Origin of the sequence: Mesorhizobium sp. M0778 (assembly GCF_040320105.1) — a bacterium.
Lineage (GTDB): Bacteria > Pseudomonadota > Alphaproteobacteria > Rhizobiales > Rhizobiaceae > Mesorhizobium.
In genome coordinates this window covers 25,590-46,952 of sequence record NZ_JAMYPA010000019.1, presented here as the reverse complement: position 1 = coordinate 46,952, position 21,363 = coordinate 25,590, and the positions used below count along the sequence as shown (strand labels likewise).

General features: G+C 63.2%; 22 protein-coding genes. 10 read left to right on the top strand and 12 right to left on the bottom strand.

Annotation, left to right across the window (positions count from 1 at the left end; genetic code table 11):
- The first annotated feature begins 91 nt into the window (after window positions 1–91).
- The 4 genes from NKI22_RS23495 to NKI22_RS23480 all read left to right on the top strand — a co-directional run bounded on the left by NKI22_RS23495 (window position 92) and on the right by NKI22_RS23480 (window position 3,386).
- Entirely contained in the window at window positions 92–655 is a 564-nt protein-coding gene (locus NKI22_RS23495) for a sigma-70 family RNA polymerase sigma factor (protein WP_352484364.1), read from the top strand.
- Window positions 652–1,320 carry an anti-sigma factor gene (locus NKI22_RS23490; RefSeq protein WP_352484363.1) on the top strand — a complete coding sequence of 223 codons (669 nt, stop codon included), beginning with the start codon at window positions 652–654 and terminating at the stop codon, window positions 1,318–1,320. Before NKI22_RS23495 ends, NKI22_RS23490 begins: the two co-directional genes overlap by 4 nt.
- Window positions 1,310–2,767 (top strand): S8 family serine peptidase, encoded by a 1,458-nt coding sequence (locus NKI22_RS23485; protein ID WP_352938682.1) that lies wholly within the window; start codon window positions 1,310–1,312, stop codon window positions 2,765–2,767. The genes NKI22_RS23490 and NKI22_RS23485 overlap by 11 nt, the downstream gene beginning before the upstream one ends.
- A gap of 184 nt (window positions 2,768–2,951) precedes the next feature.
- Entirely contained in the window at window positions 2,952–3,386 is a 435-nt protein-coding gene (locus tag NKI22_RS23480) for a YybH family protein (protein WP_023718345.1), read from the top strand.
- Between the two features lie 303 nt (window positions 3,387–3,689).
- Here the strand turns inward: NKI22_RS23480 and NKI22_RS23475 are convergent, their stop codons facing one another.
- Window positions 3,690–4,184: a DUF8737 domain-containing protein gene (locus tag NKI22_RS23475; RefSeq protein ID WP_352817144.1), complete on the bottom strand. Its 495-nt coding sequence runs from the start codon at window positions 4,182–4,184 to the stop codon at window positions 3,690–3,692.
- Window positions 4,185–4,264: 80 nt separating this feature from the next.
- On the opposite strand from NKI22_RS23475, the gene NKI22_RS23470 reads away from it, so the two are divergent.
- On the top strand, window positions 4,265–5,173 hold the full coding sequence (locus tag NKI22_RS23470; protein WP_352817141.1) for a LysR family transcriptional regulator: 909 nt from the start codon (window positions 4,265–4,267) through the stop codon (window positions 5,171–5,173).
- 72 nt (window positions 5,174–5,245) lie between these two features.
- Here NKI22_RS23470 and NKI22_RS23465 read toward each other — a convergent pair whose 3' ends face one another.
- Window positions 5,246–6,268: a substrate-binding domain-containing protein gene (locus NKI22_RS23465; protein WP_352495219.1), complete on the bottom strand. Its 1,023-nt coding sequence runs from the start codon at window positions 6,266–6,268 to the stop codon at window positions 5,246–5,248.
- Between the two features lie 363 nt (window positions 6,269–6,631).
- Here NKI22_RS23465 and NKI22_RS23460 point away from each other — a divergent pair, with 363 nt between their 5' ends.
- From NKI22_RS23460 to NKI22_RS23440, 5 genes are all read left to right on the top strand, one after another.
- Window positions 6,632–7,987, top strand: coding sequence for an ABC transporter substrate-binding protein (locus tag NKI22_RS23460; protein WP_352817138.1), 1,356 nt, complete (start codon window positions 6,632–6,634; stop codon window positions 7,985–7,987).
- 227 nt (window positions 7,988–8,214) lie between these two features.
- The gene (locus tag NKI22_RS23455) at window positions 8,215–9,228 is read left to right on the top strand and encodes a carbohydrate ABC transporter permease (protein WP_023718341.1); all 1,014 of its coding nucleotides are present in this window, start codon (window positions 8,215–8,217) and stop codon (window positions 9,226–9,228) included.
- Window position 9,229: 1 nt separating this feature from the next.
- Window positions 9,230–10,384: a carbohydrate ABC transporter permease gene (locus NKI22_RS23450; protein WP_023718340.1), complete on the top strand. Its 1,155-nt coding sequence runs from the start codon at window positions 9,230–9,232 to the stop codon at window positions 10,382–10,384.
- Window positions 10,385–10,388: 4 nt separating this feature from the next.
- On the top strand, window positions 10,389–12,053 hold the full coding sequence (gene bglA / locus NKI22_RS23445) for a beta-galactosidase BglA (protein WP_352591831.1): 1,665 nt from the start codon (window positions 10,389–10,391) through the stop codon (window positions 12,051–12,053).
- A gap of 25 nt (window positions 12,054–12,078) precedes the next feature.
- On the top strand, window positions 12,079–13,191 hold the full coding sequence (locus NKI22_RS23440) for an ABC transporter ATP-binding protein (RefSeq protein ID WP_352817136.1): 1,113 nt from the start codon (window positions 12,079–12,081) through the stop codon (window positions 13,189–13,191).
- A 79-nt stretch (window positions 13,192–13,270) separates the two neighbouring features.
- On the opposite strand, the gene NKI22_RS23435 is transcribed toward NKI22_RS23440, so the two are convergent.
- The 10 genes from NKI22_RS23435 to NKI22_RS23390 all read right to left on the bottom strand — a co-directional run bounded on the left by NKI22_RS23435 (window position 13,271) and on the right by NKI22_RS23390 (window position 21,203).
- Window positions 13,271–13,510 (bottom strand): DUF680 domain-containing protein, encoded by a 240-nt coding sequence (locus NKI22_RS23435; RefSeq protein WP_352817133.1) that lies wholly within the window; start codon window positions 13,508–13,510, stop codon window positions 13,271–13,273.
- 67 nt (window positions 13,511–13,577) lie between these two features.
- Window positions 13,578–13,784, bottom strand: coding sequence for a DUF680 domain-containing protein (locus NKI22_RS23430; protein WP_352817130.1), 207 nt, complete (start codon window positions 13,782–13,784; stop codon window positions 13,578–13,580).
- A 71-nt stretch (window positions 13,785–13,855) separates the two neighbouring features.
- A complete protein-coding gene (locus tag NKI22_RS23425; RefSeq protein ID WP_023718335.1) occupies window positions 13,856–14,059 on the bottom strand; it encodes a DUF680 domain-containing protein in 204 nt (67 codons plus the stop codon).
- 458 nt (window positions 14,060–14,517) lie between these two features.
- Window positions 14,518–15,219: an FAD-binding oxidoreductase gene (locus tag NKI22_RS23420; protein ID WP_502897714.1), complete on the bottom strand. Its 702-nt coding sequence runs from the start codon at window positions 15,217–15,219 to the stop codon at window positions 14,518–14,520.
- A gap of 41 nt (window positions 15,220–15,260) precedes the next feature.
- Complete coding sequence (locus NKI22_RS23415; protein WP_352817125.1) at window positions 15,261–15,872, bottom strand: molybdopterin-dependent oxidoreductase; 612 nt, start codon at window positions 15,870–15,872, stop codon at window positions 15,261–15,263.
- A 132-nt stretch (window positions 15,873–16,004) separates the two neighbouring features.
- Window positions 16,005–17,543 carry a DegQ family serine endoprotease gene (locus tag NKI22_RS23410; RefSeq protein ID WP_352851544.1) on the bottom strand — a complete coding sequence of 513 codons (1,539 nt, stop codon included), beginning with the start codon at window positions 17,541–17,543 and terminating at the stop codon, window positions 16,005–16,007.
- A 367-nt stretch (window positions 17,544–17,910) separates the two neighbouring features.
- Entirely contained in the window at window positions 17,911–18,636 is a 726-nt protein-coding gene (locus NKI22_RS23405; protein WP_352817119.1) for an MBL fold metallo-hydrolase, read from the bottom strand.
- Between the two features lie 16 nt (window positions 18,637–18,652).
- Complete coding sequence (locus tag NKI22_RS23400) at window positions 18,653–19,819, bottom strand: diphosphate--fructose-6-phosphate 1-phosphotransferase (protein WP_352484717.1); 1,167 nt, start codon at window positions 19,817–19,819, stop codon at window positions 18,653–18,655.
- A gap of 79 nt (window positions 19,820–19,898) precedes the next feature.
- A complete protein-coding gene (locus tag NKI22_RS23395) occupies window positions 19,899–20,219 on the bottom strand; it encodes a putative quinol monooxygenase (protein WP_031193766.1) in 321 nt (106 codons plus the stop codon).
- A gap of 219 nt (window positions 20,220–20,438) precedes the next feature.
- Entirely contained in the window at window positions 20,439–21,203 is a 765-nt protein-coding gene (locus NKI22_RS23390; RefSeq protein WP_352817116.1) for a L,D-transpeptidase, read from the bottom strand.
- Between the last annotated feature and the right edge of the window lie 160 nt (window positions 21,204–21,363).

The following is a 21,363-nucleotide window of genomic DNA, read 5'->3' as shown; positions in this document are numbered from 1 at the left end:
GGTTAGCCTCCGCAAATATCCGGCGGAGGCGGTGAACCTTTTTGGGCCGATCAGCGACAGAGCAGGCAGGAGCCAGGCGGCTCGACCGGCGATGACAGCCGCGGAGACCGATCGCGCGCTCGTCGAGCGGGTCGCGAAGGGCGACCGTGCAGCCGTGCGGCTCCTGTTCATGCGCCACCACGCGCGGGTCTACCGCTTCGTGGCACGCCAGACGGGATCGGAACTGATGGCCGACGATATCGCGAACGAGGTGTTCCTCGAGCTCTGGCGGCAGGCGCCGGCCTTCGAGGGGCGCTCGGAGGTCTCGACATGGCTGCTCGGCATTGCCCGCTTCAAGGCGCTGTCCCTGCTACGCAGGAAGAAGGAAGACTGGATCGACGACGATGACGCGGCCCAGGTCGCCGACGGTGCCGACACGCCGGAAGTCGTGACGATGAAGGAAGACAAGGCCGCTGCCTTGCGACGCTTCATCGATGCCATGCCGGAAGAGCATCGCACGGTGATCGACCTTGCCTATTATCACGGGCAATCGGTGAGCGAGATCGGCGAGGTGCTCGGTATTCCGGTCGCCACGGTCAAGACCAGGATGTTCTACGCCCGCAAGAAACTCGGCGAAGCTCTCAAGGCCGCCGGTTACGACAGGGGGTGGCCATGAGCGCCGCTGAAAAAATGTCACGCCGCGACGAAATGGAAATGCTGCTGCCGTTTTATCTGAACGGCTCGCTGGAAGGCGCCGAGCTGGAAGCCATCGAGGAATGGCTGGAGAGCGATCCGGCGGCGATGGCCGCGCTTGGCGAGGCCGAGGCCGAATTCTCCGGCACTGCTGCCGCAAACGAGGCAATCCGCCCGCCGGCCGATGCGCTCAGCCGCTTTGCCAAGGCGCTCGACGCCGAGGCCGGCCCGGCCCGCGCGCCGGCGGCGTCGCCCTGGCTGGCGCAGGCCTGGAGCCGCTTCATGGCGGTGCCGGCCGGCGTCGCCTGGGCCGCGGCCGCGGTGCTGCTGGCCCTGGTCGTCGCGCAATCCTTTGTCCAGACCGGCAGCAGAGGTGGCGACTTCAAGATTGCCGGATCGGCAGACGATCTGGCCAAAATGCCGTTTGCACTGGTGAAGTTCAAACCGGATGCGAAGCTGTCCGATATCGTCGCTTTTCTCGACCAGAACCAGTTGAAGATCGCCGGCGGGCCGACCGCCGACGGTGTCTTCCGCCTCGGCGTTCCGGCCAAGACCGCCGCCGACTATCAGAAGCTGCTTGGCCTTATTGCCGCCCAGCCTTTCACCGAAGCTGCCCTGGAGGGAAGGAAACCGGCTGATGGCGGCTAAGGCGGTCATTCGATTGACGGCGGCGATGACAATCTTCGCCACGTCCGCGATGGCGCAGACCAACGACCCGAACCTCACCCAGGCGGAGATCGACTGCCTGAACCGGGCAAGTGCCGCCGGCACCGACTGCGCCAAGGACGGCGACGACGGGAAGGATAGCGGCGGCAAAACGCCGGCTAAGGCTTCAACGGTGAGTGCCGTGTTTCTTCCCGCGCTGATCGTCGACTTGTTCCCCAATCCTACCCTAGTCACCGAGGCGCCGATACCTCTCGGCAATACCGCGGCCCCGCCGACCGCTCCGCCTTCGGGCCTGCCGGCAATACCGGCGGCCGCGCCGGGCGGTCCGATCGTAGCACCCACCGATCTTGTCGCAACCGAGCCGCCGCGCGCCGTGATCGGCGATTTCGTGCCCGACGAGGTGCTGGTCACGGTCAATGGCGATGCCGGCGCGGTCCAGCAGATCGCCGCCTCGTTCGGCCTCGAAATACGCTCGCAGCGGCAGTCGCGGCTGCTCGGCAACACGCTGGTGCGCTTCGGCATTCCCGATGGCCGCCCAGTCGGCGTCGTGCTGGCGCAGCTTGCCGCCGACGGCCGCACTTTGGGGCGTGAGGCCAACCACGTCTATTCGCTGCAGCAGGCGGCCAGCATCGTCAATTATGCGTTCGAGCGCATCGCGCTCGACGCCAAGGAAGCCAGCGGCGAGAATGTCCGCGTCGGCGTCATCGACACCGGCATCGACGACAGCAATCCCGCGCTCTCCGGTGTCATCGCCGAGCAGTTCGATGCCATGCCCGACGTGCCGATCAAGGCACGCGACCACGGTACTTCGGTCGATGGACTGATCGCCGGCACCGGCGCGTTCAAAGGCATGGCGCCGGGCGCCAGGATCTATCACGCCCGCGCCTTCGAGGGCGGCAAGTCGACCATGGACGTCATCCTTTCGGCGCTCGACTGGGCGGCGGAGCAGGATGTCCGTATCATCAATATGAGCTTCGTCGGCCCGAAGAACGACCTGCTCGGCATCGCCTGCCGCAATGCGCGCGCGCTCGGCATCGTGCTGGTCGCCGCCGCCGGCAATAACGGGCCGAAGGCGCCCTATGGTTATCCGGCCGCCTTCGACGGCGTGATCGCGGTGACGGCCACCGATGCCAAGGACGGGCTGATGCCGCAGGCCAATCGCGGCGCCTACGTCTTCATCTCCGCTCCCGGCGTCGAGATGGTGGCGCCAAGCGGCGCCGGCTCGGATGTGGTGACCGGGACGTCCTTTGCAGCGGCGATCGTGACCGGCGCGGTCGCCAACCTGTTGCATGCCGCGCCCGACCGTTCGGCCGACTGGGTCGAGAAAGCACTGGCCGCCACGGCAAAGGATCTCGGCCCCAAGGGGCGGGACAATGATTTCGGCTTTGGGCTGCTGGACACCAAGGCGGCCGAGGCGGCCAAGGACTAAGTCTCGTGTTTGAACCGAGCCGTCTCATAACGCTGTCGCGAAACTTGTCTCACGCCGTGCTATAATGACCAAGCCAACCTGCACTACGCCGCCGTAGGGAAAATGCTTCACCGCTGCGGGCGCACAGAATGTAGACCTGTGGTCGCCAGTCCGGATCAGAAATAAAAACGACAGGGAGGATGACGTGTCCCTCGACGCCAGTGGCTTCGATCAAGCAGTTGAAGAATACCACCTGGCTCTGGATGAGTTCATGAAAGGAAACCCCGCGCCAGCGAAGAAGCTCTTTTCCCAACGAGACGATGTAACACTGGGCAATCCCTTTGGCCCTTTCGCTCATGGATGGAAGCAGGTCGTTGAGACGATGGAGCAGGCGGCATCGAACTACAGGGACGGCGACGCTAGCGGCTTCGAGAACATAGCGAAGTGTGTGACGTCTGAGCTGGCATACATCGTCGAAGTGGAGCGGCTCAGGTCCAAGGTTGGCGGTCGGAGCGATGTCACGCCTCTTGCGTTACGCGCGACGAGCGTCTTTCGCCCAGAAGATGGTCTGTGGAAGATTGTGCATCGTCATGCCGATCCGATAACGACGGCTCAGCCGGCCGATTCGGTACTCCGATAGCGGTTGTGGTATTGGGGAAGCGATCGATCTCCTTTGCTGCTGCAGCGCGGCTATTCTTCAGTCCGTTCTCTGCTAAGGGTTGGCCCGCGTCATCGGGCTCGCAGGGTCGACGGCCGCTCTGGGTCGAACTCGGTTGCCGGGAGCGATCGAGTTTTGACCTTTACATCGGCGCGCCGGCCCTGGATGCCCTGACCACTGGTCGAACGGCCAGACCTCGCCGCGCGCGGCCTGCTCCGGCCGGAGATCCGCGACGCCAGCCGTTCGGCAATGCGCGCGCCGGCCAGGCGGATCGACTACGACGGCTCAAGTCGCGTTTTGCCGAGGACGCGCCAGAAAATAGAACGCGGCGATGTGCGTGATCATCAGCAGCGGTACGTAGATGATCGGGATCGCGTAGGTGGCGCCCAGTTCCCCCGCGCGTGCAGGAAGCCCGATCTGAATGGCGTGGTAATAGTCGACGATGAGGTCGACCGTCCCGACGACGTTGAAGGCGACGACCAACGGCCAGAAGAGCGGGCGTATCCTCACCGTGAGCAGCGCCAGCATGGCCAGCACGCCAGTCGCGAAATCGCCGTAGGCGGCGAACACGGCGAAATCGGCGGGCAGATTGGGGCTTACAACGCCTGGGACGATGAAGACGAGCCCGAAGAAGCGGAAGCTGTGGAGCGTAGCGATAGCGCGTTCCGCTGCGACCCGGTCCATCGACCTGAGCCACGGCAAACCGTACGCGCCGAAGCAAAGCAGCCACGCGACATAGCCGAGAACAAGATGGGTTTGGAACACCATTTCCGTGGACATTAGCCTTCTCTCAACAGTTGGTTCACGCGGCTTTAAGCCCGCTACCGCAATTCGACTATCCGGTGTAATCACAACAACCTATGAAGCAGAACTACACAGTCCGACATGGTGCGCTGGAGGGCGTCGAGGCGTTCCTGGCCGTCGCCAGGCGCCGCAACTTCCGCCGTGCTGCCGCCGATCTCGGCGTGACGCCGTCCGCTGTGAGCCAAGCGGTGCGCGCGCTGGAAGCTCGCCTGGGTACGGCGCTGTTCGTCCGCACGACGCGGAGCGTCGGTTTGACCGAGCCTGGCCAGCGGTTCCTAGACCGTGCCGGCCCGGCATTCGAAGAGCTTGTCGCGGCCGGCGAGGCCGCCCGCGATATCGGCAAGCGGCCGACAGGTCTGCTGCGCCTGTCTGTGCCCCGCGCTATCGTGCCGCTGATGTTGGAGCCGCTGTTCGCGTCGTTCTGCAAAGCCTATCCTGAGATCGAACTGGAGATCGCCGTGAGCGACCAGATGGTCGATCTGGCGACCGGCGGGTTCGATGCCGGCATCCGCCTCGGCCAGCTCATCGCCGCCGACATGGTCGCGGTGCGGCTGACAGCGCCGTTCTCGTTCGTGGTCGTCGGCAGCCCTGATTATCTCGAGCACCACGGCCGTCCCGAGCGTGTCGACGACTTGCGCCACCACGCCTGCTTACGCTTGCGCCGCTCGAATGGCGCTATCGCGCCCTGGTCCTTCGTCGACGGCAATGGCGCGATCGAAGCGATCGTCTCAGGCCCGCTGATCGCGCACGACTATTCGACATTGGTCGGGGCTGCGACGCGGGGCGTTGGGCTGGCGCAGACACCACGACCACTCGCCGAAGGTCTGATAGAAGAAGGAAAACTCAAGTCGGTGCTGGACAGCATCGCCACGACGACGCCGGGTGTCTTCCTCTATCATCCAGGCAAGCGCCAAGTCCTGCCGAAGCTGCGCGCCTTCATCGATCACCTCAAATCTGCGGCCTGAGATCAGGACGCACTCGCTGGTGCTGGCCAACAGCCGCCAAGAGTCGACCTCGGCCGTTCAGAGTGATTGCCTCTAGGCCGGTGCGCCGGCGACCGATCCCCTGACCACCAGGTCGACCGGCCAGACCTCGCCGCGAGCCCCCTCCTCCAGGCCGGAAATCCGCGCCGCCAGCCGTTCGGCGATGCGCGCGCCGGCCAGGCGGATCGACGAACGCGTCGTCGACAGCGGCACCGAAAAATTCTCCGGCTTCAGCCAGGGAAAGACGTCGTCATGGGCGATCAGCGACAGGTCGCCCGGAATGGTCAGGCCGAGATCGCGCACCGCGCGCACCACGCCGAGCGCCATGATCAGGCTGGAGCAGGCGATCGCCGTCGGCGCGTCGCTTTGTTCCAGCAAGCGCCGGGCAGCGCGGTAGCCATTCTCCTCGGTCATGGTGAGGGAACAGACATGCTGATCACCAAGCACCAGGCCGCTTGCCGCTAGCGCGCGCCGAACGCCGCGCTCGCGGTGGATGGCGAAGGTCTCGCGATCGTCGCCATTGATCAGCGCCAGACGCCTGTGACCGAGCTGGACGAGAAGCCGCGCCGCCTCGTGGAAGGCGCCCTCATTGTCGATGTCGGTGAAGGGATAGTCGAAATCGAAGCCTTCGCTGCGGCCATGGACGATGAAAGGAATGCCGAGCGTATTGACCAGCGCCACCCGGCGGTCGGCCGGCCTCGGCGACGAGATATAGACCGCGTCGACCTGCCGGTTGGCGACAATACGGCGGTAGGTCGTCTCCTGGTCGTCGGCATCGGCCGGTGACAGCACCAGGTCGAGCTCGTGCGAACGCGCATAGTCGCCGAGGCCGGACAGGAACTCGACGAAATGCGGGTCGATGTCGACGGTCGTCCCCGTCGGCAGCACATAGCCGATCATGCCGGTCTTGCCGGTCGCCAGCCGGCGCGCGCTCGGATTGGGGCGATAGCCGTGACGCTTGGCGGCATCGACCACCCGCCGGCGCGTTTCCTCGTTGACTTCCGGGTAGCCGTTCAATGCGCGGCTGACCGTGGTCTGCGAAAGCGCCAGCATGTGGGAGAGCTGCTTGAGGTTCACCGGAGGCCTCCAAAACCTCAAAGCGCTTTTAATCTGAATCGAGCTGGCCGCTACGAACCGCCTTGCCGAGCGCAATGACCATACGCACGGTTCGGACCGGTTTGAAGCCGAATTTGCTGCTGCACCGCCAGAAAACTGTGCTGCAGCGCACTTTCGCTGGCACTCGGCCGCAGAAATTAAATCGATTAGCGCGGCTTTCTCTTGACTCCGGATCAATTCAGTGGCGTGATCAAAATCACCAAAGCGCTTTGGAAGACTCTACGAAAGGTTGCAGTTCCTTTCCGACTGAGTCACAGTCCTGCAGCGCCGGCGGACGGAATGGAGGTTTCGTTCGGTGTTTGTCACCACTGGGAGGGAATACCGATGAAGAAAATGCTTCTGCGGGGCGCTGCGTTTGCCACGCTCGCCCTGGCCATGCCGGCGCAAGCCGAACTGAAGTTCAAGCCGGGCGAAGATCCCCGTTTCAACTGGGCCAACTACGAGGAGCTCAAGAAGGTCGACCTCAAGGGTGAGACGCTGACGATCTTCGGACCGTGGCGCGGCGAGGACGAAGGGCTTGTCCGCACCGTTCTCGATTATTTCTCCGAAGCCACCGGCGCCGAGATCAAGTACTCGTCGTCGGAGAATTACGAGCAGCAGATCGTCATCGACACGCAGGCCGGCAGCCCGCCCAACATCGCCGTGCTGCCGCAGCCGGGTCTGATCCAGGATCTGGCATCGAAGGGGCTTTTGACGCCGCTCGGCGACGACACCGCCAACTGGGTCAAGGACAATTACGGCGCCGGCCAATCCTGGGTCGACCTCGGCACCTTCAAGGACAAGGACGGCAAGCCCGGTTTCTTCGCCTTCCCCTACAAGGCCGACGTGAAATCGCTAGTCTGGTACTCGCCGGATAATTTCGAGGAAGCCGGCTACAAGGTGCCGAAGACGCAGGAAGAGCTTGCCGAGCTCGAAAAGAAGATCATCGCCGACGGCGGCACGCCATGGTGCATCGGGCTTGGTTCGGGCGGCGCCACCGGCTGGCCTGCGACCGACTGGGTCGAAGACATCATGCTGCGCACCCAGACGCCCGAGACCTACGACAAATGGGTGAAGAACGAAATTCCGTTCAACGATCCGGCCGTGGTCAACGCCATCGACATTTTCGGCAAGATCGCGACCGACGACAAAATGGTCGAGGGCGGTGCAAAGGCGGTTGCGGCGACCGATTTCCGCGACAGCCCGAAGGGCCTCTTCTCGGTGCCGCCAAAATGCTATCTGCACCACCAGGCATCATTCATCCCGACCTTCTTCCCGCAAGGCACCAAGATCGGCGAGGATGCCGACTTCTTCTATTACCCGCCCTACGCCTCCAAGCCCGATCTCGGCACTCCGGTGCTGGGCGCCGGCACGCTCGCCATGATCACCAAGGATAGCAAGAGTGCCCGCGCGTTCATCGAATTCCTGAAGCTGCCGCTCGCTCATGAGATCTGGATGGCGCAGGGTGGCTTCGTGACGCCGTTCAAGTCGGTCAACAAGGACGCCTATGCCAGCGACGCGCTGAAGAAGCAGGGCGAAATCCTGGCCAACGCCTCGACCTTCCGCTTCGATGGGTCCGACCTGATGCCGGGCAAGATCGGCGCCGGCGCCTTCTGGACCGGCATGATCGACCTGGTCGGCGGCAAGTCCGCCCAGGACGTCGCCACCGATATCCAGAAAAGCTGGGACGCGATCAAGTAAGCGGCCGGCTTGCGTTCCCAATGTGATGCGGTCCGGGCCTCAAACGGCCCGGACCTTATCCGGTGCTTGGCGTCGCGTCGATTGTCGTGAGCACAACGCATTCCGGCATGATGCGCGCCCAGTGACCTGCTTTTCGGCTGGTCGCGCTCCAGACAACTGAATCGGCGCATGATCCCGTCGCCAAAGCCATTCTCGACTGGCGGATCCGTGCGCAGGGGGAGGGACCCATGGCGGCTCAGATTTTTTCGGCGATATTCGTCATCATCATCGGCGTGGGCGGCTGCGTCGCCTATTTCTGGGGCGCCAACAAGGCACTCGATACGATCTTTCCGGCACGCGGCGTTTCCGGCAAGGCGGCGATTAACAATCTGCGGCGGCAGGGGGTGATCCGGCCGTGGCTGTTCGTCGGGCCGGCGATGATCATCCTCACCATCTACCTGATCTACCCGGTGGTGGAGACGCTGAGGCTGTCGTTCCTCGATCGCGGCGGTGGCCATTTCGTCGGCTTGGCCAACTATCAATGGGCGTTCGGCGACCGCGAGTTCCGCAACTCGATCCTCAACAACATCATCTGGCTGGCAGTGGTGCCGGCCGCCTGCACCTTCCTCGGGCTGATCATCGCCGTGCTCACCGACAAGATCTGGTGGGGCACCATCGCCAAGAGCCTGATCTTCCTGCCGCTGGCCATCTCCTTCGTCGGCGCCAGCGTCATCTGGAAATTCATCTACGAGTATCGCGGCGACGGCCAGACGCAGATCGGCCTGCTCAACGCCATCATCCAGTATTTCGGCGGCCAGCCGCAGGTCTGGATATCGCTGCCGTTCTGGAACAACTTCTTCCTGATGATCATCCTGATCTGGATCCAGACCGGCTTTGCCATGGTCATCCTGTCGTCGGCCTTGCGCGGCATTCCGGAAGAGACGCTGGAAGCCGCCGTCATCGACGGCGCCAATCCTTTCCAGATCTTCTGGAAGATCATGGTGCCGCAGATCTGGGGCACCATCGCCGTAGTCTGGACCACCATCACCATCCTGGTGCTGAAGGTTTTCGACATCGTGCTGACCATGACCAACGGCCAGTGGAACAGCCAGGTGCTGGCCAATCTGATGTTCGACTGGATGTTCCGCGGCGGCGGCGATTTCGGCCGCGGCGCCACCATCGCCATCATCATCATGATCGCGGTCATTCCGATCATGGTCTGGAACATCCGCCAGGCGAACAAAGAGACGGAGGGACATTGAGATGGCCGTGGCGACCGGAAAGTCCTTTGTCAGCCGTTTCGGCGTCCATATCGCCGTCTTCATCTTCGTTGCGATCTGGACGATCCCGACGCTCGGCATCCTGGTCTCGTCGCTGCGCGACAAGGACCAGATCATCGCTTCGGGCTGGTGGAACTCGTTCACCAGTTCCAGCCAGACGGAAGCCGGACGGCTGCCGCCCGCTTCGGCGCAGGTCGAGAAGGACGGCAAGTTCGTCCTGCAAGGCAATATCTTCGGCGACGGTCCTGCCCGCAACATCAGCGCCTTCGGCGTCAAGTCGGCCGCACCGACGCAATATCCCGCCGGCACGACAGCCGATCTCGGCGACGGCGTGACCCTGCAGCTCAATGCCGACGGCAGTTTCGTCATGACCTCGCCGAAGGCTTTCGAAAGCGAACGCGGCCAGCGCGTCTATTACGCCTCGTCGGCGCCGCCGAAATTCACCACCGACAACTACGACACGGTGCTGTTTTCGGAAGGCATCGGCCGCTCCTTCATGAATTCGCTGACCGTCACCATTCCGGCGACCGTGATCCCGATCCTGATCGCCGCGTTCGCCGCCTACGCTTTGGCGTGGATGCGCTTTCCCGGCCGGGCGCTGCTCATCGCCGTCATCATCGGCCTCCTGGTCGTGCCGCTGCAGATGTCGCTGATCCCGCTGTTGAAGCTCTACAACGGCGTCGGCAGTTTCTTCGGCGTGCCGTCGAAAACCTATCTCGGCATCTGGCTGGCACATACCGGCTTCGGCCTGCCCTTCGCCATCTATCTGTTGAGGAGCTATATCGCCGGCCTGCCACGCGAGATCATGGAATCGGCGCGCATCGATGGCGCCAGCGATTTCGAGATCTTCGTCAAGATCGTGCTGCCATTGTCGTTCCCGGTGCTGGCCTCGTTCGCCATCTTCCAGTTTCTCTGGGTGTGGAACGATCTGCTGGTGGCGATGGTTTTCCTCGGTACCGAGGGCGACCAGATCGTGCTGACCGCCAAGCTCAATGCGTTGCTCGGTTCGCGCGGCGGCGACTGGGAGATCCTGACGACATCGGCCTTCGTCACCATCATCGTGCCGCTGATCGTGTTCTTCTCGCTGCAGCGTTATTTCGTCCGCGGGCTGCTTGCCGGCTCGGTGAAAGGAGGTTGAGATCATGCAATCCGCTTTGAAGGCGACCCCGAAGCCCGATCTCGCGATCGATCGCGACTGGTGGCGAGGTGCCGTGATCTACCAGATCTACCCGCGCAGCTACCAGGATTCGAACGGCGACGGCATCGGCGACCTCAGGGGCATCATCGGCCGGCTGCCCTATATCGCCTCGCTCGGTGTCGACGCCATCTGGATCTCGCCATTCTTCAAATCGCCGATGAAGGATTTTGGCTACGACGTGTCGGATTATTGCGACGTCGATCCGATGTTCGGGACGCTCGCCGACTTCGACGCGCTGACCGCCGAGGCGCATCGGCTTGGCCTCAAGGTGATGATCGACGAGGTGCTGTCGCACACCGCCGACATCCATCCATGGTTCAAGGAAAGCCGTTCGAGCCGCAGCAATCCAAAAGCCGACTGGTATGTCTGGGCGGATGCCAAGCCGGACGGCACGCCGCCCAACAACTGGCTGTCGATCTTCGGCGGCTCGGCCTGGCAGTGGGACACCAGCCGCCAGCAATATTACCTGCATAATTTCCTGGCCGAGCAGCCCGACCTCAATTTCCACAACCGCGCGGTCCAGGACGCGCTGCTCGATGTCACCCGCTTCTGGCTGGAGCGCGGCGTCGATGGCTTTCGCCTCGATACCATCAATTTCTACTTCCACAGCCAAGGGCTGGAAGACAATCCGCCGCTGCCGCCCGAGCAGCGCAACGACCAGACGGCGCCGGCCGTCAACCCCTACAACTACCAGGACCATCTCTACGACAAGAGCCGGCCTGAAAACCTCGGCTTCCTCGAACGCTTCCGCGCCCTGCTCGACGAATATCCGGCGACGGCCGCGGTTGGCGAAGTCGGCGATTCGCAGCGTGGGCTGGAAGTAGTGGCGGCCTATACGGCCGGCGGCAAGCGCGTGCACATGTGCTACTCCTTCGACTTCCTGGCGCCGGAGAAGATCAGCGCGGCAAAGGTACGCTCGGTGCTGGAAACCTTCGGCAAGGTGGCCAGCGACGGCTGGTCGTGCTGGGCCTTCTCCAACCATGACGTGATGCGCCCTGCCTCGCGCTGGGCTGCCGGCGAGCCCGACCCGACCGCCTACCTCAAGGTCATCTCGGCGCTGCTGATGTCGTTGCGTGGCTCGGTCTGCATCTATCAGGGCGAGGAGCTCGGGCTTAGCGAGGCCGAGCTCAGCTTTGAATATCTGCAGGACCCATACGGCATCCGCTTCTGGCCGGAATTCAAGGGCCGCGATGGCTGCCGCACGCCGATGGTTTGGGACGGCGCTGCCCGCAATGGCGGCTTCTCGACGGCAAAGCCCTGGCTGCCGGTGCCCAGCAAGCATCTTGCGCAAGCGGTCAATGTGCAGCAGGGCGACGACGGCTCGCTGCTCGAGCACTACCGGCGCTTCCTGGCTTTCCGCCGCGCTCATCCGGCACTGGCCAAGGGTGATATCGAGTTCATCGAAAGCGACGACGACACCGTCGCCTTCACGCGCCGCGAAGGCAACGAGCAGATCGTCTGCGCCTTCAATCTCGGCGCAAAGCCGGCCGAGGTCGATCTTGGCGGCCGCTCACTGCAGCCCTTGCCGGGGCACGGGTTTTCGGGACAGACTGACGCCGGCACTATCCGCCTGGGCGGCTACGGCGCCTGGTTCGGGCGTATCGACTGAATTCAAGGAAGAACTGGAGGGTACCATGGCCGATGTCACGCTAAGGCAAGTGAAGAAATCATACGGCAATCTCAACATTCTGCACGGCGTCGACCTCGACATAAAGTCGGGCGAATTCATCGTCTTCGTCGGTCCGTCTGGTTGCGGCAAGTCGACCTTGCTGCGCTGCATCGCCGGGCTGGAGGAGATCACCTCGGGCGAGCTCAAGATAGACGGCGAAATCGTCAACGACGTGCCGCCGTCGAAGCGCGGCATCGCCATGGTGTTCCAGTCCTATGCGCTCTATCCCCACATGACCGTCTACGACAACATGGCGTTCTCGATGAAGATCGGCAAGGAAAGCAAGGCCGAGATCGACAAGCGGGTGCGCCAGGCGGCCGAGATCCTGCAGCTGACCAAATATCTCGACCGTCTGCCCAAGGCGATGTCGGGCGGCCAGCGCCAGCGCGTCGCTATCGGCCGCGCCATCGTGCGCAATCCCAAGGTCTTCCTGTTCGACGAGCCGCTGTCCAACCTCGACGCGGCGCTGCGCGTCGCTACCCGCATCGAGATCGCCAAGCTCAAGGAATCGATGCCGGCCACAACGATGATCTACGTCACCCACGACCAGGTCGAGGCGATGACGCTGGCCGACCGCATCGTGGTTCTGAAGGAAGGCCATATCGAACAGGTCGGCACGCCGATGGAGCTCTACAAGCGGCCCGGCAATCTGTTCGTCGCCCAGTTCATCGGCTCGCCGGCGATGAACATCCTGCCGGCAACGATCGACAGGACCGGCAACCCCACCGTCGTCAGCCATGTCGGCGGCCGCAAGGCAACGGTGCCGATCGCAACGCCTGCCTCGGCGAAAGGCGCTGCGGTGAGCTTCGGGGTGCGGCCGGAGGATCTGATGATTGCCACCGGCGCCGACTATTTGTTCGAAGGGACGGTCGATTATGTCGAGCAGCTCGGCGAGGTCCAGCTCGTCTATGTCGACATCGGCCGCGCCGACCTGCCGCTGGTGACCAAGCTGCCGGGCAATGTCGAGGTCAAGCGCGGAGCGACGCTGCGGCTGACGGCGGACGCAGGCGACCTGCATATTTTCGACGCGGACGGGCGCTCTTTCGCGCTCCATGAAGCAGAAGCAAAGGCGGCTTGAAGCAGGCGTTTTTCCGCCATACAAAGACAAGAGCGGCGGGCATGGCCCGCCGCTCTTGTTTGGAATTCCAGTTCGGCTGTTAGTTGTTACCGAAGAGGTTGCGGTCGGCGCCCTGAGGCGCGGACTTGGGCACATCGCCAGACGAATTCAGCAGTTTGTAGATCGGCGAATTGCTGTCACGCACTGAATACGTCTGCGTGTTGTCGACGTTGACGGTCGACTGCTTGTTGATGTCGGTCCCGCCAACATTATCGTTGCGGGCATAGGCGCTGCCGGCGGCAATCAAGAGAGCGGCGGTAGTAAGAACAATCTTTTTCATTTGGGTACTCCTGGATTTTCGAATCAAGCGGCGGGCTCACCCGCCGCTTTGATGCTGGGATCGGCTGTTAGTTGTTGCCGAAGAGGTTGCGGTCGGCGCCCTGGACGACCGGCTGCTTTTCAGCCTGGTCCGACGTCTTGACGGAAGCCGTGTAGGAGGTGTCGACCGAGACAGTAGGCTGGTTGGCACCGTTGGAACCATAATTGTCGCTAGCGGCGAAAGCGCTGCCGGTGATGGCCAGAACGGCGGCGGCAGCAAGAACGATCTTTTTCATTTTAATACTCCTGAATTTCTCGGGTCCCGGGCGGCGGATAATGCCCGCCGCTTTGATGCTGGGATCGGCTGTTAGTTGTTGCCGAAGAGGTTGCGGTCGGCGCCCTGGACAGGCTGCTCGTCAGCATGAGCCGGCTTCTGAATGGAAGCCGTGTACGAGCTGTCGACCGAAGCGGCAGGCTGGTTCGCACCCTTGGAACCAAAGTTGTCGCTGCCAGCGAAGGCGCTGCCGGTGATGGCCAAAACGGCGACGGCGGCAAGAGCGATCTTTTTCATTTTTAGTACTCCAGTATCTTAGTTTTCGGTCCGTCTAGCGGCGTGTCTTGGGAGGAATTCGCGTCGGAGGAATTCGCGTCGTCCGGACAGCCCCGATGTGGGAAAGCCAATGGCCAGTTTCCAATCACGAAGTTGTTTGGTGTGGACCAAGAATCTACACCTTGAAATTGTGCCAGAGATTCCCTTCGCCACAATTTTATTGCTAAACATCAAGTAGATAGCCCATAGCATCGGTCTGGCCGCAAGGTGACTTGGAGAGGCAGCGTTCACAGGGTCCTGCACGCATTGTCAACAGAAACGAACCGTTCGGTTCGATTTTTTAAACCGATAAAAGTAGCAGCAGGGGGTTGTTTGTCGAATCGTTAACCATTTCAGCCAAACGCGACCTTGCCGTTCTACCTGTTTTCGGCCCGTTTATGCCGGGCAGCGAAGACTGCAACGGAGCAAGCAGAACCGGATCAGACCCCGTAGCGTTCGGTGCGGATGAGTGCCGCCGGGACGCCGGCATCGATCAGTGCCTCGGCGGCGGCCGTCACGAATGCGTTCGAGCCGCAGACGAAGGCCAGCTTCGGCGGCGCGGGCAGCCTCGTCATGGCTTGCACCATCATCGCGGCGTCGATCCGCCGCGCATAATCCGCCGGACGGCGGGCCGGCTCGCGCGTCAGCGTCAGCACCAGGTCGAAGCCATCCCGGCGCTCGGCGAGGTCGATCAACTCGTCGCGAAAGATCACCTCGTCCCAGACCCGCGCGGAAAATACCAAGGCGGCGGCGACCAGCGACCCCTGCATCGCCCGGTGACGGACCATCGACATCAGCGGCACCACGCCCGACCCGCCGCCGACGAGCAGGAGCGGTCCGCCATCGCTGTCGGACCAGACGAAATGGCCGCCGAGCGGCCCGCGCAATTCGACGTCGTCGCCCACCGCCGCAATCTCGTGAAAGAACGGCGAGACCTCGCCGTCCTCGAGTTTTTCAATCGCCAGTTCGATGGTCTCGCCGGTCTCCGGCGCCGAGGCGATGGAATAGGAGCGGCGCGCCTGATAACCGTCAGGCGCCGTCAGCCTGACGTCGACATGCTGTCCGGCACGGTAAGCGAAGGGCCGCGATGGCTGCAGGAAAAAGCTGGTGACGCGCGGCGTGCGCTTTTGGATGCGGGTGATGGTGACTGTCTGCTAGGGCGACTGCGCCGCCGGTGCGTCGCTCATGGATCGTTCGTGTAGCGCTGCTCGCGCCACGGGTCGCCATAGATATGATAGCCTCGCAGCTCCCAGAAACCCGGCTCGTCACGCTCGGTGAACTGCAGCCCGTTCAGCCATTTGGCCGATTTCCAGAAATAGAGATGTGGAACGAGCAGCCGCGCCGGCCCGCCATGATCGGGGGTGATCGGCTTGCCCTCGTAAAGCAGTGCCACCATCGCCTTGCCGCCGGTGAGATCCTTCGTCGGCACGTTGGTGGAATAGCCGTCGAAACCCAGCGCCAGCGTGAAGGCGGTGGGCGGCTCGATGCCGGCGTCGGCAAGGATGTCGTCGACCAGCACGCCCTGCCACGCCGTGTCGAACTTGGTCCATGCGGTCACGCAATGGATGTCGCGCGTCATCTTGGTCAAGGACAGCGCATTGAACTCGGCCCAGTTCCACTTCTTGATCGGCCGCGGCCCGTGCTTAAGCGTGAACGACCAATCCTCGGTGCGCACATGCGGCGTCGGGCCGGCCGACAGGACCGGGAAACCTTGCTCGAGATACTGCCCCGGCGGGATACGTGCATTCGTATCCGTCGGGGGCTTTCGTCCGGAAGAGAAGCCTCGGGTAACCATCGAGAATATCCGTTTGCGCAAGGTCCAATCGACCCTTGTCAGTTTTCTCGAAGACGCGCCCGCGGGCAACCGAAATCTTGGCTCGGCCTGGTGGCAGTGCTCTACGTCTATTTTGGCAGCGCGGCGCGTGCCTCAGCCACTGGCAAAGGGCACGGCGACAAACATCTGGGCGTCGCCGCGCTCGACAAGCAGCAGCACCGATTTCGTGCCGGATTTGGCAGCCTGAGAAATCGCCTGGTTAGCCTGCCTGGCGCTCCTCACCGGATGCTGGTCGACGGCGACGATGATGTCGCCGGGCTGAATGCCGGAAGCCGATGCCGCCTTGTTCGGGTCGACGCGCTCGACCAGTGCGCCGTGCTGGTTGCCTGTCATGTTCATTGCCTGGCGCACATCCGGGGTGACGTCCATCAGGCCGAGACCGAGGGTCGGTGCGCGAAGGCCCTGCTCCGTCGACGGCTGACCCTGATCGCCGGCCACCGATCCCGTCGCCATATCGTCTTCGTTGCGCCCGATCTCGACGGAGATCTGCAGGCCCTTCCCCTTGCGCCAGACATTGAGCGCTTCCCTCGTGCCGGGCGCAATGTCGGCGACGGCGCGTGACAGGTCCCTTGGATCCTTTATGTCCTGGCCGGCGAAGCTGGTAATGACATCGCCTGTCTCGATGCCGGCCTTGGCGGCCGGCGATCCGTCGCTGACCTGCGCGACCAGCACGCCGGCGGGGTGATCGAGGCCGATGGCGCTCGCCATATCAGGCGTCACCGGCTGGATCTGGACGCCGAGATAGCCGTACTGGATGGAGCCGCCCTTCATCAGCTTGGCAACGACCTTTTGCGCCTGGTCCGAGGGGATGGCGAAGCCGACGCCGACGCTGCCGCCATTCGGCGAAAAGATCGCCGTGTTGATGCCGACGACATTGCCGTTCACATCCGTCAGCGGGCCGCCGGAATTGCCCCGGTTGATCGGTGCGTCGATCTGGATGAAGTCGTCAAACGGCCCGCTGTGAAGGTCGCGGCCGCGCGCCGAGACGATGCCGGCCGTGACGGTGGTGCCAAGGCCGAAAGGATTGCCGAAGGCGAGCACCTGATCGCCCGGCATGAGCTTGTCGGAATCGCCCCATTTGACGGTCGGCAAGGGCTTGCCGGCTTTGACCTCGAGCACGGCAAGATCGTTCTTGGCGTCATGGCCGATCAATTTGGCGGGAAGCTCGGTGCCGTCGTCGAGCGTCACCTTGATCGACTGGGCGCCGTCGACGACGTGATTGTTGGTGACGATGGTGCCGTCGGCGCCGACGATGAAGCCTGAACCGAGGGCCTCGGTGCGCGGCGCCTGCTCCGGCGGTGTTTTGGGGGCGGGCTGTCCCTGGTCATCGAAGAAATGGCGGAAATAATCGTCGAAAGGCGAGTTTCCGCCGAAGGGAGAGGCGTCGCTCATGGTGTCCGGCTGTTGGGCTTTCATGACCGTCGTGATGGTCACCACTGCCGGTTTGTCGGCCGCCACGACCGGAGCGAACGAACCGCTGGGAGCGGTCATGCCGGTGACAGGTGGCGTCACTGTTGCCGCCAGGACATCATTCAGCCTGGGAGCCAGAGGCAGGGCGAAGGGGCTGACGATCAGCGCGGCGCCCAGCAAAGCGGCGACGCGATGTCTGCGAAGGGTCTGGATTGGTGACATGGCCGTTGTCCGGGCGAGAGATTGATCGGGCGCCGCAGCGTTCCGTCACCGGAACGCTCCATCGGCGTGTCGGCCTTGCCTGTCTCGCCTGGCACGGCGGCCGACCGAATCGACAGCCCCGCATCTAGGGCGCCGATCGTGGTTTCCAGATAATATTACGAAGATTTAATTTCCGGCTGGCAGCCGCCTTGCCGGGCTGGCGCCGAAAGCCGAAAACAAAAACCCGCCTTGCGGCGGGTCGTTGGGGCAAATCAGCACCATACCCAAATTACTAGCATAGCTGCCGGCACAAAGCAAGAACAAAATAGCTACCCAAGAAAAATCGCCTCAGGTTTGTGCCGCCCCTCACCGCCCCTGCCGAGGCTTCCTATGCCGCTGTCCCGTCCGTTCGCCTGAGATACGCCGAGGCGATCTCGCGCATCCGCCTGCCGTCGAAGCTCGGTCCATGACCGCCATGGCCGATGCGGATCGGCAGCTCGAGCAGCCGCTGCATCGTGTGGCGGTAGGCGGCACGATCCGAATCCGGCAGGTCGTCGATCAGCGTGGCGTCGTAGATGGCGTCGCCGGCGAAGAACAGGCCGTCGGCCTCGTCGAACAGCGCGATCGAATCAGGAGAGTGGCCGGGCAGATGCAGGACGCGGAATTGGCGGTCGCCGAGGTCGACCCTATCGCCCTCGTCCAGGGTCCTAGTCAGCGGCGCCGGCGGAATCCTGTAATCGGCGGCTTTCCAGCCCTCCGCCGGCAGCCTGGAGACAGCCCCTTCCAGGTCATGGAACATGTAGGCGTAGGTAATCGCTTCATCCATGCTGCCGAACTGCGCGGCGCTGTGGCGCGGCCCTGCCCGCAACGGAAACTCGTGCAGCGAGCCGACATGATCGAGATGGATATGCGTGGCGACGACGAGCAGCGGCTTGCCGGCCGGCGTGTCGATCTGCGGCGCCAGTGGGCAGATCCCCATGCCGGTGTCGACCAGCAGGTCGACGTCGCGGCCGCGCAAATGCCAGATGTTGGCGCGCACGAATTCATGCACGAAGGGCTCGGTCAGCATGGTCGTCTCTGCGTCGACGATGGTTTTGCTGAACCAGTTGTCCATCAGATCAAGGCCGGCATCAGACGAACGGCTTGCCGACCTTGTATTTTTGCGGGACCAGCCGCTTCAGATAGGCCATCCCCGCATCGGACAGCCGGTTGACATCGGGCAGCATGAAATCATCCGGCATATGGCGCGTCTTGCCGGCGACGTTCTTCAGCGGCACCTTCTTCAGCACGGTTTTCTTGCCGTCATATTGCAGCGCCACCGAACCGCCGCCCTCGTCGGCGACCGTGACCGCGAAGGCGCCGGCGTCGAAGGCCTCCTGCGCGTCCACCGCGCTGATGGCGCCGACATAGCCGCGCGGCATGTAGCCGAGCGCATCGACGCGCGCCCGCTTGCCCGGCAATCCCTCGGCCAGCGCGCGCTCCAAGGCTGCCGGCAGGTCGCTGCCCGACAGCTTGACGTTGCCGTGCTGGTCGCGCTCCAGCCTTTCCGGCGGCACCAGGCTTTCGACCAGTGCCTTGCCGTCGGCGGTGCTGACGCCTTCGGAGACGGCAACGATGCAGCGCTTGTGGCGGTCGAGCGTGGCGCGCACGTCGTCGATGAAACCGGCCGCCGAGAACGGCCGCTCCGGCACGTAGACGAGATGCGGGCCGCTGTCCTGATCGAGCTGCCATGCCGCGGACGCGGCCGTCAGGAAACCGGCGTGCCGCCCCATGACGATGCCGACATAAATGCCCGGCAAAGCGCGGAAATCGAGATCGACCGAAAGAAACGCGCCGGCGACGAACTCGGCCGCCGACATGAAGCCGGGCGTATGGTCGTTCTCCTCGAGATCGTTGTCGATGGTTTTTGGCGCATGCACGAAGGCCATCTTGCCGCCGGCGGCGTCGGTCAGGATCTGCTGCGTGCCCGAGGTGTCGTTGCCGCCGATATAGATGAAGGCGTCGGCACCGGCTTTCTTCAAGCCGTTGAGGACGAGGTCGCAATAGGCGGCATCCGGCTTGTCGCGCGTCGAACCAAGCGCGGCGCTCGGCGTCGCCGCGATCAGCCGCAAACGGTCCTCGGGGATGGCGGAAAGATCGACGTAATTGCCGTCACGAATGCCGCGCACGCCGTGGATGGAACCAAGGACCTTGGCGCCGGGATGCCGCTTGCGGATTTCGAGCGCAGCGCCCACCACCGTCTGGTTGATGACGGCGGTCGGGCCGCCGCCTTGCGCGATCACAAAAGTTCCGGCCATTGTTCACGTCTCCCGGGCGATGAAAATCGCAGGCACATTCGCCTGTCTTGTGGCATCGCGCAACGGCAGAGGCAGTGGGTCAGTTTGAAATCGCGCCACTCTTCGCTTGCAGCGCGATAGGATCCGTTTCGATGAGCCGAAGTGACCTGACCATACTCGCCGTCTGCGCCTTGTATTTGAGAAAGTGCGGCGTGGTCAGGTGGGCCTCATAGGCCGCCCGATCGGCGTAGCATTCGATCACGCGCACCTTTTCAGGCGTGCCTTTTACTGCTACCGCATGAAGGAAAAGCACGCCCGGCTCGACGCGTACAGAAGCCTCAATCTCTTCAGCAAGCAGGGCCCTGTAGCTGCCGATCTGCTTAGGATCGATTTCCAGTTCAGCTATCCTGACAAGCGGCATCAATTGCTTTCTTGCTTCTTGCAAGGGACCACGCATGGTCGGCTTCTCCGCTTCGCTCGCCTCGATCAGCGCAACGATGTCGCGATCTCCCAAAACTTGTCAGTCACACGAGCGGACATGGCTGGGCAAGGCGAAGCGTCGCATGAATTCGCACAAAATTGTAGTACATGGGTGTGCAGTGCTAGCCGGCAGAGTAATCGCTCGAGCCTTGGCCGCCGGTCAGACGACGACCACCGGATTCTTCTTGGAGACGCGGCTGTAGAGATCGATGATGTCCTGGTTGATCAGGCGCACGCAGCCCGACGACATCGCCTGGCCGATGCTCCACCATTCGGGCGAGCCGTGGATGCGATAGCCGGTGTCGCTGCCGTTCTGATAGATGTAGAGGGCGCGCGCGCCGAGCGGATTGTCGAGGCCGCCCGGCTTTCCGCTCTGCCATTTCACCAGCTCCGGCTTGCGGACGATCATCTCGGGCGGTGGGGTCCAGACCGGCCATTCCTTGCCGTACTGGATGTTGGCGCGGCCGGACCAGCGGAACCCGTCCTTGCCGATGCCGACGCCGTAACGGATCGCTTCGCCGCCGGGCTGCACCAGATAGAGCAGCCGCTCTTGCGAATGCACGACGATCGTGCCGGGTTGCTCGCCGGTCGGATCGACGACAATCTGGCGGCGGAATTCCGGCTTGACCTTGAGATAGGGCACTTCCGGCACATTGAAGCCACCGTCGGTGAGCGAAGCGTACATCACGTCGGGGCTGGTGATGTTCTTGTCGACGCTGATACTCGGGCGGATGGGCCGGATCGAGCCGGTGGTGACGTCGTCGAGCTGGAGCGACGGCAGATCCAGCGTCTGGCTGCAGCCGGCGACGCCGAGCAGCGCCAGCGCACCGGCGCCGGACAGCACCGTGCGGCGGGAAAGCTGTATTTCGGTTTCGATTGCGTCGCCATTATGCGGCAGCGACAGACCGTGCGGCAACTCACGCATTTACCCAAACCCTACGCTATCGGCGGGAAACACGGTCCGGCCGGATAGCAGGCATTTTCACCAATCATGGTTGAAAAAGCGTGAAGGCCAGCCATCTGCCGTTAACGAGGGGCTTTTTCGGTTTTTGCCTCTTTACATCTTCGCGAGGCCAAGGATTTAT

Coding starts and splice junctions, on each gene's coding strand:
- NKI22_RS23455 (WP_023718341.1), top strand. CDS start 8,215: ATGGCGGCTCAGATTTTTTCGGCGATATTCGTCATCATCATCGGCGTG.
- NKI22_RS23490 (WP_352484363.1), top strand. CDS start 652: ATGAGCGCCGCTGAAAAAATGTCACGCCGCGACGAAATGGAAATGCTG.
- NKI22_RS23460 (WP_352817138.1), top strand. CDS start 6,632: ATGAAGAAAATGCTTCTGCGGGGCGCTGCGTTTGCCACGCTCGCCCTG.
- NKI22_RS23425 (WP_023718335.1), bottom strand. CDS start 14,059: ATGAAAAAGATCGCTCTTGCCGCCGTCGCCGTTTTGGCCATCACCGGC.
- NKI22_RS23435 (WP_352817133.1), bottom strand. CDS start 13,510: ATGAAAAAGATTGTTCTTACTACCGCCGCTCTCTTGATTGCCGCCGGC.
- NKI22_RS23395 (WP_031193766.1), bottom strand. CDS start 20,219: ATGCCGCTTGTCAGGATAGCTGAACTGGAAATCGATCCTAAGCAGATC.
- NKI22_RS23485 (WP_352938682.1), top strand. CDS start 1,310: ATGGCGGCTAAGGCGGTCATTCGATTGACGGCGGCGATGACAATCTTC.
- NKI22_RS23410 (WP_352851544.1), bottom strand. CDS start 17,543: ATGTCACCAATCCAGACCCTTCGCAGACATCGCGTCGCCGCTTTGCTG.
- NKI22_RS23405 (WP_352817119.1), bottom strand. CDS start 18,636: ATGGACAACTGGTTCAGCAAAACCATCGTCGACGCAGAGACGACCATG.
- bglA (WP_352591831.1), top strand. CDS start 10,389: ATGCAATCCGCTTTGAAGGCGACCCCGAAGCCCGATCTCGCGATCGAT.
- NKI22_RS23390 (WP_352817116.1), bottom strand. CDS start 21,203: ATGCGTGAGTTGCCGCACGGTCTGTCGCTGCCGCATAATGGCGACGCA.
- NKI22_RS23475 (WP_352817144.1), bottom strand. CDS start 4,184: ATGTCCACGGAAATGGTGTTCCAAACCCATCTTGTTCTCGGCTATGTC.
- NKI22_RS23440 (WP_352817136.1), top strand. CDS start 12,079: ATGGCCGATGTCACGCTAAGGCAAGTGAAGAAATCATACGGCAATCTC.
- NKI22_RS23470 (WP_352817141.1), top strand. CDS start 4,265: ATGAAGCAGAACTACACAGTCCGACATGGTGCGCTGGAGGGCGTCGAG.
- NKI22_RS23415 (WP_352817125.1), bottom strand. CDS start 15,872: ATGGTTACCCGAGGCTTCTCTTCCGGACGAAAGCCCCCGACGGATACG.
- NKI22_RS23450 (WP_023718340.1), top strand. CDS start 9,230: ATGGCCGTGGCGACCGGAAAGTCCTTTGTCAGCCGTTTCGGCGTCCAT.
- NKI22_RS23400 (WP_352484717.1), bottom strand. CDS start 19,819: ATGGCCGGAACTTTTGTGATCGCGCAAGGCGGCGGCCCGACCGCCGTC.
- NKI22_RS23495 (WP_352484364.1), top strand. CDS start 92: ATGACAGCCGCGGAGACCGATCGCGCGCTCGTCGAGCGGGTCGCGAAG.
- NKI22_RS23430 (WP_352817130.1), bottom strand. CDS start 13,784: ATGAAAAAGATCGTTCTTGCTGCCGCCGCCGTTCTGGCCATCACCGGC.